Here is a 12,124-nt window from a genome sequence, read left to right on the forward strand (position 1 = left end):
TTGATTACTAACGGCAAGACACATCAGGTGTCTTGCTTTTTTTATAGGGTGTGAACCATGAATTTACATGAATATCAAGCCAAACAATTGTTTGCCAGCTACGGGTTGCCAGTACCGCAAGGCGCAGTTGCTTACAATGTAGAGGATGCACTGCAAGTGGCGAGTCAGCTTCCCACGACAAAATGTGTAGTAAAAGCGCAGGTGCATGCAGGCGGACGTGGTAAAGCGGGTGGTGTTAAAGTTGTAGCCAATAAGGATGAGTTGGCTGCGTTTACCAAATCTTTATTAGGTACGCGCTTGGTAACTTATCAAACCGATGCGCACGGACAGCCAGTCCATGCGGTTTTGGTTGAGGAAATCAGTGACATTGACCGGGAATTGTATTTAGGGGCAGTGGTTGATCGCGCCACCCGACGTGTTGTCATCATGGCTTCCACTGAAGGTGGGGTCGAGATTGAAAAAGTGGCGGAAGAAACTCCGGAAAAAATCTTTAAAGTTATTATGGATCCATTGGTTGGGGTAATGCCTTTTCAATGTCGTGAAATAGCATTCAAGCTAGGCTTGCAAGATGACCAGATTAAACAATTTACCCAGCTTATGATGGGGCTTGGTAAAATGTTTGTCGAATGCGACTTAAGCCTTCTGGAAATCAATCCTTTGGTCGTTAACCGTGCCGGACAATTAATATGCCTGGACGGTAAAGTGAATATTGATGACAATGCATTGTATCGCCATCCTAAACTGAAAGGAATGCGCGATACTACCCAGGAAAATGAGCGCGAAAACAGAGCGCACGATTGGGAATTAAATTATATACCACTTGATGGTGAAATTGGTTGCATGGTAAATGGCGCCGGGTTGGCCATGGCTACTATGGATGTCATCAAACTGCATGGTGGTGAGCCTGCAAACTTTCTGGATGTAGGTGGTGGCGCGACACAAGAGCGCGTACGCGAGGCATTTAAGATTATTTTATCGGATGAAAAAGTAAAAGGCATTCTGATTAATATATTCGGCGGTATTGTGCGCTGTGATTTAATTGCCGAAGGTATTCTTGCAGCGTTAGAAGAAGTCCAGGTTAACATTCCGGTAGTAGTAAGGCTTGAAGGCAATAATGCGGAGTTAGGCGCTGAGATTTTGGATAAAAGCAATTTAAACGTGATTGCCGCAAACAGCTTAACCGACGCAGCTAAAAAAATCGTGGCAGCGATTGCCTAAAACCAACAAGGCATCCATCATGCATAGGCAGGACAGTCCTGGATGCCCTAAATTATTTGAGGCGAGTAATGAGTATATTAGTTAATAAAGAAACCAAAGTGATTTGCCAAGGTTTTACTGGAAAGCAAGGCACATTTCATTCCGAGCAAGCCATTCAATATGGTACAAAAATGGTTGGGGGAGTGACTCCAGGCAAGGGCGGACAGTTGCATCTTGGTTTACCGGTATTTAACACTGTACGCGAAGCGGTTGAGGAAACCGGTGCAGAAGCCAGTGTGATTTATGTTCCGGCTCCTTTCTGTAAGGATTCTATCCTTGAAGCAGCCGATGCTGGTATTAAATTAATTGTTTGCATCACAGAAGGTGTCCCTGTTCTGGATATGCTGCAAGTGAAAGTTTACCTGGAAAACAATACTCACAGCCGTTTGATAGGCCCCAATTGTCCGGGAATCATTACCCCTGGCGAATGCAAGATTGGCATCATGCCAGGCTCTATCCATTTACCCGGAAAAGTGGGTATTGTTTCTCGTTCCGGTACGTTAACCTATGAAGCGGTTAAGCAAACTACGGATAAAGGATTTGGGCAAAGCACTTGCGTGGGGATTGGGGGCGATCCTATTCCTGGGACTAACTTCATTGACGCGCTTGCATTGTTTGAAAAAGATGAGCAGACGGAAGCGATTATTCTGGTCGGTGAAATTGGCGGCACGGCAGAGGAGGAAGCTGCAGAATTTATTAAATCGCATGTGAAAAAGCCAGTTGTTTCTTATATTGCAGGGGTTACTGCTCCTCCCGGCCGCCGCATGGGCCATGCTGGAGCCATTATTTCTGGAGGAAAAGGCACTGCAGCGGATAAATTTGCGGCTCTTGAAGCAGCTGGCGTAAAAACCGTACGCTCTCCGGCTGAGTTGGGAGATGCCATTGCTGAAGTAACCGGCTGGTAAACATGAATAAATGGAAAACCTTGGCTGAGATCCGCAGGGATTATGGGACATTAAGTTTGAGTGAAGAACATCTTCCTGAATCCCCTGTTGCTCAATTTGAAATCTGGTTTGCTGAGGTATTGCAGGTTGAAAAAAGCGATCCTACGGCTATGGTTCTCTCCACCGTGGACGAGCAAGGTTTTCCTGATTCACGCGTCGTACTCTTAAAAGGATTGGAAGACGGTGCTTTTATTTTTTATACCAACTACCAGAGTTCTAAAGCTCAGCAGATGAATAAAACGCCGTATGCCGCGCTTAATTTTTATTGGCCGGAAATGGCAAGGCAAGTGCGTGTACGTGGTCGAGTCAAGCAAGTGAGTGCATCCGAATCGGATGCGTATTTTGCAAAAAGACCCCATATCAACCAATTGAGTGCGATGGCTTCCCCGCAAAGCCAGCAAATTGAAAGTCGTGCCGAGCTCGAACAGCGACTCAATGAACTCATCACCAAATACCAACAAGAGCCTGTGCTACGGCCTGCTTACTGGGGTGGTTACAAAGTCATCCCAGATGAAATAGAATTTTGGCAGGGTCGCGACAACCGCATGCATGATCGCATTCATTATTTTCAACAACATGGAAGATGGCATCATCGCAGGCTTGCTCCTTAATCCTTTTTTTGCCCTCAAAATGAGAATTGTCAAAAAATTGTAAAAATTATTTTGCTTTTCGCACAGGCTTTATTGAAGTCGTAGAATGAAATCTAAGGAAAAGTAAGTGGCAATTCCAATAATTAATCGTTAAAAATGAGGGTATCAACATGAGCGATATCAACAAAGTTTTACCAGATATTAAATTACGCTTCAACATCGAGCATCCCAACTTGGAAGAATGTTATGCATTCGGCTATGAATGTGCACTGGCAGAAATTGCCGAAAAAGAAAATCCATACCGTCCTGACACCATTGAGAGCGAATATTGGTTAGAAGGATGGTGGGCTGGTTTTTATGGTGAACAGCCTATATACGAGTTGTCAGCTTATGTGCGTGAGAAAACCGAAGCGGTTTTGCATGCGGCAAATGATGAAGAATATCAAGCTGGTAAAGTAGGATTTTTCACCAAGGTGCTTGAAATTTCAGGTATCATAGCAATTTCAACTCTGCTGGGTTACCAAGTTATTGATTTGGTGGCTTAACGAAGGGAGGGTTTGCCTCCCTCTTTTGTTTCTAGCTGAAAATTTTAAGTACCATGCTGCGCATCCTTGCCAATTCGGAAGGATTAAATTCTTTGTAATGCGGAGTTCCTATATTTAAACTGACGGTGACTTTTTCGCCTATTCCTTTTAATAAATCCACACCAGTCAATTTTAGTAATTGTATTTCATCATGAATTTCTGCTGCCCATTGCCCGAAATAATCCAGATTGGTAAACACAGGTAAAAAAACATTTTCTCCTGCAAGCAGATACAATACTTCAGGTTCTTTCCCCTCCGGCTTTTTTTCGATGGGAATAATAAAATTTGCTTTTATAAATTCAAGATAAGCTTTATTAGCTTCTTTGCTGCCGCCGTCTGCAGCAAATGCCGCAGCAATGGCTTTTTCTAATTCGGTTTCACTCATAAATTCTTTTAAACAATTGGCAAAGCCGCGATCTTAGCAGAAGTATAGGCACAAAATAAGAAGTATTGAAATTATTAACGGCGACAGTATAATGTCATGTTGGGTTTGTGTATTTGTTGAGCAAATTGTATGTTGGCTCAAAAAATAAAGGACGCAAAATTGCCAAAGGTATTGAAACATGAGTAGTGAATTTATGAATGCAGTTGCTCTATCTCAAGCGCAAAAAAAACAGCTTAGTTATGCCTGGCTTATCTGGGGCCTTGCTGCTGCTTTTTATTTTACGGATTATATGGCTCGAGTGGCACCAGGAGTTATGCATCGCCACTTACAAATTGATTTCGGCATCAATGAAGCCGGGTTTGGTATTCTCACCGCTTCATTTTATGTGCCTTATATTATGATGCAGATCCCGGTAGGCCTTGCGGTTGATCGAATCAGCATACGCTGGATTTTAACCGTGATGTCTCTCATCACAGCATTTGGCTGTTGTGTGTTTGGTTTATCAGGAGGACTTTTTACCGCTTCAATCGGCCGTATGCTCATTGGATTTAGCGCAGCTTTCGCGTTTGTTAGTGCATTAAGGCTCGCCACTTCGTGGTTTCCCCCAGCCATGTTGGGATTATTGTCTGGATTAACCCAGGCTCTAGGCATGTTGGGTGCCGCTGCCGGTGAAGCCCCTGTGTCTTTTCTGGTGGGTTCTGTAGGTTGGCGCCACAGCATGCTCATCATTGCATTCTTGTTTATTGCCTTAGCGGCTTTGTTATACCAGTATGTACAAGATAAACCCGGTTCAAAGATAAAAGAAATAAAACCTGAAAATAAAATCAGCATCTTGGAAAGCTTGCGTATTATTTTATCCCACCGTCAAGCGTGGTTGAATGCATTATATGCCGGTTTCCTGTTTGGTCCGACTGCTGTCATTGGTGAAGCGATTGGGCCTGCTTATTTGCAATATGGACGCGGCTTGTCGGCTCATTCTGCAGCATTTGCGACAGGTTTGATTTTTATTGGTTGGGGTATAGGCGGCCCATTATCCGGCTGGTTATCGGATAGAATCGGACGGCGCAAGCCCATCATGATTGTCTCGGCTTTGTGCGGCGTCATTTTGACTACCCTATTTGTATTTTATCCTTCCATGGATAAAACGACTGCTTATATTCTCTTTTTCCTTTTTGGATTGACCAATACAGGAGTGGCTATCGCCTATGCGGTATCCACCGAGTTGCATGAAAGAAATGTATTGGGTACGTCTATAGCATTTACCAACATGACTTCAATTTTCGTCGGAGCTTTAATGCAGCCCCTGGTAGGGCGGTTGGTGGATCTTATTTCCGGAGCCAGAGCATATAATTTAGAAACATTAACGCTCATGGATTTCCAGTTTGGCTTGAGAATTTTACCTCTCTGTTCATTGGTCGCACTAATTCTTGCTTTTACGGTGAAAGAAACGTTTTGCCGTCCTGTTAAATAATAAGCTAGTAGCTAGCTAACAAATCAAGGCCGCAGTTTGTATCAGGTATAGATTGACACGCTTGCGGCCAACGTTCTCAACCATATCCTCTTTGCTAGAAATCTGCCTTAAGGCAGAATTTTTGTTCATTCTTATTTCTTATCTTCCTTGAAGCTTATTATCATGTTTTAATAGCAATCTGTTTCCTCACGCAGGGATTTTGCGCTAGGATAACGTTTGGAATATTAACAGTCCGGATCGGAAAAGGTTTAATTTCCAAGATTTATCTTTTGGACAAAGCCTAAAGCTTGCACAAATTCGTTAAGAAAGAGCAAAAGCAGATTATGTTGGCATGCAATGGGAAATTTGCTTTGTATCATGGCAGGTAACCTGGTCTTTAATGGATTATGATGGCTTCCTGTGCAGAGGACTATTACTAAACACGGAGATAAGAATGAATAAAATTATAGGATTAGTGGTTATTTTAGCTGCTCTAGTCCTCGGCAGTTATTATGGCACCGGATTGATTACCGAACGCACCCTCAAGAAAAATGTTGCCATGATCAATCAGTCAAACGGTGGAGTATACATTGATTTGCAGGAATATAAGCGTGGCTGGTTTACTTCTACGGCACAATTAAAATGGCGCTTGCAGATCCCTGAAAGAGTGAGTAAGGATGATGCAGGCCAATCCGTGGTAATTCCTGCAAAGGATTATACAGTGGATATGCCGCTTACTGTATATCATGGACCCGTCATTTTTGCTGATAAAGGCGTACGATTTGGACTGGGTTATGCCTATACCAATTTAAATATGCCAGCTGAATACATGGATCAGTTCAATAGCAATTTCACTGCTGAATCCACCAAGCCGCAAGTGGATCTGAGCGTTTTGGTCAATTACCTGAATAGAAGCCGTTTACGCGTAGAAATTCCAAAATTTGTATTAATCCCCAAAGACGCCGGTGGGCGTTTTGAGTGGATGGGTATGACCAACGATGTGACCATATCTTCCAACATGAAGTCTGTAGATGGGGATTTAGTGATAGATGGTATGTCGTTTACTAAAGATAATACCAAAGCGGTTTTGGAAAAAATCAACAGCGATTATGAGTTTGAACAAACCAAAGAAGGGTTGTACGTGGGTGAAGCTGATCTCTCCGTGCCTTCTTTGCTTGTTACCGAAAACCAAAAACCAGTGTTTGAGCTGAAGGAGTTTTATGCAAATTCCAGCAGCGATATTGATGATGGTTTATTTAATACATATTTTAAAATGACTCTGGACAAAATAGTGTCTAATGGCAAAACCTATGGTCCAGGTGTTTTGAATATGTCTTTGAAAAATTTGGATGCTGAAGTGCTTGGGCGCATCAATACGCAAGTTAACAAGATGCAGCAAGGTACTCCGGAACAGCAGCAGCAAGCCTTAATGGCATTGATTCCAGAATTGCCGAAATTATTTAGCAAAGGTGCTGAATTCAGGATTTCTGAATTAAATTTTGCGATCCCAGAGGGCAAGCTGGAAGGTACATTAGTTATTTCTTTACCTAAAGCGGATACGGATAATCCTTTCCAGCTTATCCAAAAAACGGAAGGCGATGGCAAAATCAAATTGCCGGTTATGTTGGTCAAAAATCTGATGAAGCAATCTATCAGTCAACAATTAAAAGGTCAGCAAAGCTTGCCACAACCGCAACCTAGCAATTCTTCCCAGAATGATGGGTCAACTGATGCAGCAGCTGCAACCACCACTCAATCTCAGCAGCAAGCACAAACGGAGCAACCGCAGCAAACCACAGCCCAACAACCAACGCAGTTGACTCCTGCGCAAATAGATGAACAAGCGGAAGTGCAAACTGAAAAAAAATTGGCTGACTTGGTGCAAGCCGGTGTTTTATCCATGCAGGGCGATTATTACGTAGTCGAACTTAAACTTGCGAATGGCCAATTAACAGTAAATGGCCAGCCGTTTAATCCTGCGGTTATGAAAATCTAAATAAATGGCGGGATATTTCCCGCCACTCTCAAAATAACTCTATACTTGTTGAGTTTTGTTCAGTTAGTTAAAATAATGCTTTTAAAAGAAGGAGTTAATAATAATGACAGCAATCAGCAATGAAGCTGGGGATACAACTGCATCATTGGCAGCAAGCGTCACTCAATCGGTACAAAAATACTTTTCAGAACTTAAGGGAACTGATCCAGTCGATCTTTATCAATTTGTATTAGAAGAAGTAGAAGCTCCTTTGTTTCGAGCAGTTATGGAACATTGCAAATACAATCAATCCCGTGCTGCATTGATGTTAGGGATCAGCAGAGGAACGTTAAGAACTAAATTACGACGTTATTTTGATGATAAATACGTTGGAACACGCGGCTAGCAGAATACTTTGGTTTAAATTTCTATTAGAGGATTGCTTGTTACCTGGATATCGAAAACGAGATCCAGGTAATGATTAAACGATGGCTATGTTACATTTTATCCACAAACATTGAGCTTACAGATTCTTCTTCGTTAACGCGTTTTATAGCTTGTGCCAGCATTTCTGCAAGGCTGACGACTCGGATTTTTTTGCAATGCGCCGCTTGCTCAGAGAGCGGGATGGTATCGGTGACAACAACTTCATCTAAAACCGAATGGCTGATGTTTTCAATGGCAGGTCCGGAAAGCACGGGATGGGTAACATAAGCCCGCACGCTGGCAGCCCCGTTTTTCTTAAGTTCATGCGCTGCGGAGCATAAGGTGCCGGCTGTATCCACTATATCATCGATGATGAGGCAATTGCGGCCTTTGGGTTCGCCGATGATATGCATGACTTCTGATTTATTGGGACCGCTGCGCCGTTTGTCAATTATGGATAATTCGGCATCATTAAGCCTTTTAGCCATTGCGCGTGCGCGTACCACGCCGCCCACGTCAGGAGAGATGACCATGATATTGTCTAATTGTTGCTGCTTGATGTCTTCAAGCAAGATGGGTGTAGAATAAACATTATCGACAGGCATGCAGAAAAAGCCCTGGATCTGATCGGCATGTAAATCAACAGTTAATACCCGGCAAATTCCAACGGAAGTCATCATATCCGCCACTACCTTAGCAGTAATGGGTACACGGGCTGAACGTACGCGTCTGTCTTGTCTGGCATAGCCAAAATAAGGGACTACAGCAGTAATGCGGCCTGCAGATGAACGGCGTAAAGCATCTGCCATTACCAGCAATTCCATCAGATTATTGTTTGAAGGTGCGCAGGTAGGCTGAATGATAAAGACGTCCCGACCTCGAACATTTTCAAGTATCTCGACCATGGTTTCACCGTCACTGAATGTACCAACGGTAGCTTGGCCAATAGGTAAGTTGAGATAAGAAGCAATTTTTTGCGCTAGAGCTGGATTGGCGTTTCCAGCAAAAATCATCATTGTTGACATGTGTATAAACCTTCGATTAGTGAATCGGCTAGCATAAACACATAGCAGAAGACAGCCAGAAAGATATTATTATTATTTTAGCGGTCCGGTGAACGCATCCTTCCCGGGTATCTTCTGCCGTCTGTTTACTTGAATCAACAAGAGCGTGGCTGGGGTGCTAGGATTCGAACCTAGGTATGCAGGGATCAAAACCCTGTGCCTTACCGCTTGGCGACACCCCAATAAGTTGTAGATTCCTAATAAATCCTTGATCGAACGCGGCATCTCGCTGCGAACTGGTGCGTATTTTGCAGTTATTTAAGAAGCTTGTCAATGCAGCAAATTAAAAAAATAAGAGAAAAATATCTGCCCGCTCTTATTTGTTAAATCCATTTTTCAGTGAGTAAAGTATAGTTTGAAACTAATATTATTCAACTCGTTACTTGGGCTTTGCCATAGATGCCAATTAGACATTTTCACGGACTCGTTAACCGCATCGCGGCTGGGCTTTGAGCCTAGCCGCAGAAACACCAGGTTACCCAACAGACCATTGCTTGATGATTAATTTAATAGATACTCCGTTTCCTTGCAGGCGTATCTTACTGGGCAAGTCGATTTTATTAACAGAAGTGTAACTCTCATAATTGATGTGATAGCCTGCTTGCTGTAAAGAAATCAAATGATTGTATTCATCATATTTGCTGGCTTGTACTGGGCCTGGAGCAGGGAGGCCACGAACCCAATAATATAAATTATTTACAGGCAAACGGATCCCGGTCTGTTGCTGCAGTAAATCATCGGCATTTTGTGATGTGATGGTTTTTGGACCATCCTTGTAGGTGATGGCGCCGCCCTCTTTTTCAATAATGACGGTACCGCCACCTAAAGGACCGAATAAACGTATTTGATATTTATTCATCCCTTGCTGACGCCAGTTTAAAGAGGCACTCCAGGCTTTATTTTTGTTTTTAGCAGCCATAGCGCCTGAAATAACCCATGAGGAAACAGTATCCGTTTGCGTTTTCCGTTCCGCCACAGGCATGGTGACATTAACCGGTGGTTCTTCTGCCGGTTTGGGCGGGGCGCAAGCGCTAAGAAGGGCAATGGAAAAAATACAAGTGCGTTTAAGGGCATTCATGTGCATTATTTAACTCCATGTTATAGGTAAAACTGCAGATGATAAAGTTTATAAGCAACGTCTTGAAGTATTGGCTTGCTGTACGTATAGCAATAGTTTTTCGTTTAACAATACGCTAGACTCCCGAAATATGCAATTAATCAGTACCTCTTATGCAAGATAAAGCAATTTACCCAGGCACATTTGATCCCGTAACGAATGGGCATCTGGATATTATTACAAGAGCTGCCAAAATTTTCCCTGAAGTAATTGTAGCGGTAGCAAGTAACCGCGTTAAGCAACCGTTTTTCCCTTTGCAAACCCGCATAGATTTGATACGAAGAGCCATAGGAGACATACCGGGCGTTCAAGTCATGGGGTTTGATAATTTACTGATTCATTTTGTTCATGAGCAAAATGCCAAAGTAATTTTGCGAGGGCTAAGAGCGGTTTCCGATTTCGAATATGAGTTCCAATTAGCAGGTATGAACCGCAAGTTGTCCAAACAGGTTGAAACCCTTTTCCTTACCCCTTCTGAGGAGCATATGTTTATTTCCTCAAGCTTGGTAAGGGAAATTGCTTCTTTAGGCGGGGATATCTCAAAATTTGTGCCGCAAGTCGTAGTAGAAGCGTTAGGCGCAATTGATAAAACAACATGATAACAATATATCGTATAAAACAATTGGCTGCAGCTTTATGCTTTTTTGTTTATTTTATAAGTCTGCTGCATGCCGAACCCGTTAAACCGTCAGGGTATGCAGTAGCCAGCGCTCATCCTCTGGCTACCAACGCAGGCCTTGAAATTTTGGCCAAGGGCGGAAATGCTTTCGATGCGGCTGTGGCCGTCAGCGCAGTTCTTGCGGTTGTTGCTCCTTATCATTCAGGATTGGGCGGTGGCGGGTTTTGGTTGTTGCATGACGCCAAACAGCATAAAAATCTATTCATCGATGGCCGCGAAGTTGCCCCTAAAGCTGCGACAAGAGACATGTTCCTGGACAAGGATGGAAATCCTGTCACCGATTTATCTCTGAATGGCGGGTTGGCGGCCGCTATTCCTGGTGAACCTGCTGCTTTAGTGTTCATTGCCAAGCATTTCGGCCGCTTACCCTTGCGTGATTCTTTGGCGCCTGCCATTCATCTTGCGGAAGAAGGGTTTCCCGTGGATCCTTTATTTCATTCGTTTTCGACCATGGGGGATAGAAGGCAACAATTATTACGGTTTCCCGCATCGGCCCAAGTTTTTTTACAAAACGGCAAGCCTTACCCGATAGGAGCACGTTTAATACAGCGGGATTTGGCGCATACGTTGCGTTTGTTGGCCAGTAAAGGACATGATGGGTTTTATCGCGGCAAGGTAGCTGAACAATTGGTGACTGGCGTCAATTCTTTTGGTGGCATTTGGACCTTGGATGATTTGGCCTCTTATCGGGTTAAGGTGCGCGAGCCACTAGAAGGCAATTATCACAACATGCATATCGTGACAGCACCCTTACCTTCTGCAGGCGGCATAGGTTTGCTAACCATGCTAAATATCCTTAAGGTTTATCCTTTGGGAACTTATACCAAAGTGCAGCGCATTCATTATATAGTAGAAGCCATGCGGCTTGCCTATTGGCAGCGTGCCACGCATTTAGGTGACGCAGATTTTTCTTCCATACCAGTCCAACAATTATTATCCGCTGACAATGCAAAATTTTTGCGCTCACTCATTAAGGCTGATGCGGCAATACCAAGCTCATCTTTACCAGCCAGTAATATACCGACCAATCCTAAACCCAATACCACGCATTTTTCCATCCTTGATCAGGAAGGAAACCGGGTGGCGGCTACGTTAACGGTTAATTTTATTTTTGGCTCAAGCATAGTTGCCGCAGGCACAGGGGTATTGTTAAACGATGAAATGGATGATTTTGCAGTTAAACCCAATGCCCGCAACGTGTTTGGGTTAATTGGGAACGAAAAAAACTCTATTGAGCCTGGCAAGCGGCCTTTGTCCAGCATGACGCCTACTTTCCTGGAAATGCCTGATCGCATAGCAATTTTGGGTACTCCTGGCGGCAGTAGGATTCCAACCATGATTTTACTTGCGGCACTGGCTTTCCATGACTCATTCGGGGCAATCACCATGGTTTCAAAAATGCGTTTCCATCACCAATATGTGCCCGATCAATTGGTATTTGAACCTGATACATTCTCTGCCAAGATGCGCAAGCAACTCATACAAATGGGATATAATTTGCTTGAATTACCGCAGTATTTTGGTGATATGCAGGCAATATCCTGGGATATGGGTACGCAATTCATCGCTGCGGCTTCTGATCCAAGACATATTGGCCTTGCCGCCATTGTGATGAATGAAAATAAGAACAATTATGGTGTTGGGCATTAAAAA

12 protein-coding genes and 1 tRNA gene are annotated in these 12,124 nt (G+C 43.5%); 9 read left to right on the forward strand and 4 right to left on the reverse strand.

What is annotated here, in order from left to right; genetic code table 11:
- The first annotated feature begins 57 nt into the window (after window positions 1-57).
- The 4 genes from sucC (at window position 58) to NKV53_RS06160 (ending at window position 3,336) form a co-directional block, all read left to right on the forward strand.
- Window positions 58-1,218: an ADP-forming succinate--CoA ligase subunit beta gene (gene sucC / locus NKV53_RS06145; protein WP_126953732.1), complete on the forward strand. Its 1,161-nt coding sequence runs from the start codon at window positions 58-60 to the stop codon at window positions 1,216-1,218.
- A gap of 68 nt (window positions 1,219-1,286) precedes the next feature.
- The gene (gene sucD / locus NKV53_RS06150; RefSeq protein ID WP_126953731.1) at window positions 1,287-2,162 is read left to right on the forward strand and encodes a succinate--CoA ligase subunit alpha; all 876 of its coding nucleotides are present in this window, start codon (window positions 1,287-1,289) and stop codon (window positions 2,160-2,162) included.
- A gap of 2 nt (window positions 2,163-2,164) precedes the next feature.
- Entirely contained in the window at window positions 2,165-2,812 is a 648-nt protein-coding gene (gene pdxH, locus NKV53_RS06155; RefSeq protein WP_126953730.1) for a pyridoxamine 5'-phosphate oxidase, read from the forward strand.
- Window positions 2,813-2,961: 149 nt separating this feature from the next.
- The gene (locus NKV53_RS06160) at window positions 2,962-3,336 is read left to right on the forward strand and encodes a transmission trait enhancer LetE (RefSeq protein ID WP_127057123.1); all 375 of its coding nucleotides are present in this window, start codon (window positions 2,962-2,964) and stop codon (window positions 3,334-3,336) included.
- 31 nt (window positions 3,337-3,367) lie between these two features.
- On the opposite strand, the gene NKV53_RS06165 is transcribed toward NKV53_RS06160, so the two are convergent.
- Window positions 3,368-3,760, reverse strand: coding sequence for an SseB family protein (locus tag NKV53_RS06165; RefSeq protein WP_127032521.1), 393 nt, complete (start codon window positions 3,758-3,760; stop codon window positions 3,368-3,370).
- A gap of 178 nt (window positions 3,761-3,938) precedes the next feature.
- Between NKV53_RS06165 and NKV53_RS06170 the strand changes: the two genes are divergently transcribed.
- The 3 genes from NKV53_RS06170 to NKV53_RS06180 all read left to right on the forward strand — a co-directional run bounded on the left by NKV53_RS06170 (window position 3,939) and on the right by NKV53_RS06180 (window position 7,591).
- Complete coding sequence (locus NKV53_RS06170) at window positions 3,939-5,231, forward strand: MFS transporter (protein WP_371923179.1); 1,293 nt, start codon at window positions 3,939-3,941, stop codon at window positions 5,229-5,231.
- A 433-nt stretch (window positions 5,232-5,664) separates the two neighbouring features.
- Window positions 5,665-7,206 (forward strand): YdgA family protein, encoded by a 1,542-nt coding sequence (locus tag NKV53_RS06175; protein ID WP_127032520.1) that lies wholly within the window; start codon window positions 5,665-5,667, stop codon window positions 7,204-7,206.
- Window positions 7,207-7,309: 103 nt separating this feature from the next.
- Entirely contained in the window at window positions 7,310-7,591 is a 282-nt protein-coding gene (locus NKV53_RS06180; protein ID WP_253350864.1) for a helix-turn-helix domain-containing protein, read from the forward strand.
- Window positions 7,592-7,682: 91 nt separating this feature from the next.
- Here NKV53_RS06180 and NKV53_RS06185 read toward each other — a convergent pair whose 3' ends face one another.
- The 3 genes from NKV53_RS06185 to lolB all read right to left on the reverse strand — a co-directional run bounded on the left by NKV53_RS06185 (window position 7,683) and on the right by lolB (window position 9,753).
- Window positions 7,683-8,636, reverse strand: a complete 954-nt coding sequence (locus NKV53_RS06185; RefSeq protein WP_126953725.1) for a ribose-phosphate pyrophosphokinase — start codon at window positions 8,634-8,636, stop codon at window positions 7,683-7,685.
- 146 nt (window positions 8,637-8,782) lie between these two features.
- Window positions 8,783-8,857: transfer RNA gene (locus tag NKV53_RS06190), tRNA-Gln, on the reverse strand.
- A gap of 293 nt (window positions 8,858-9,150) precedes the next feature.
- On the reverse strand, window positions 9,151-9,753 hold the full coding sequence (gene lolB / locus NKV53_RS06195) for a lipoprotein insertase outer membrane protein LolB (RefSeq protein ID WP_127032535.1): 603 nt from the start codon (window positions 9,751-9,753) through the stop codon (window positions 9,151-9,153).
- 152 nt (window positions 9,754-9,905) lie between these two features.
- Between lolB and coaD the strand changes: the two genes are divergently transcribed.
- On the forward strand, window positions 9,906-10,391 hold the full coding sequence (gene coaD / locus NKV53_RS06200) for a pantetheine-phosphate adenylyltransferase (protein WP_126953724.1): 486 nt from the start codon (window positions 9,906-9,908) through the stop codon (window positions 10,389-10,391).
- Window positions 10,388-12,121 carry a gamma-glutamyltransferase gene (gene ggt / locus NKV53_RS06205; RefSeq protein WP_126953723.1) on the forward strand — a complete coding sequence of 578 codons (1,734 nt, stop codon included), beginning with the start codon at window positions 10,388-10,390 and terminating at the stop codon, window positions 12,119-12,121. Before coaD ends, ggt begins: the two co-directional genes overlap by 4 nt.
- Window positions 12,122-12,124 lie beyond the last annotated feature (3 nt).

This window comes from Legionella sp. 27cVA30, from assembly GCF_024160945.1.
GTDB lineage: Bacteria > Pseudomonadota > Gammaproteobacteria > Legionellales > Legionellaceae > Legionella_A > Legionella_A septentrionalis.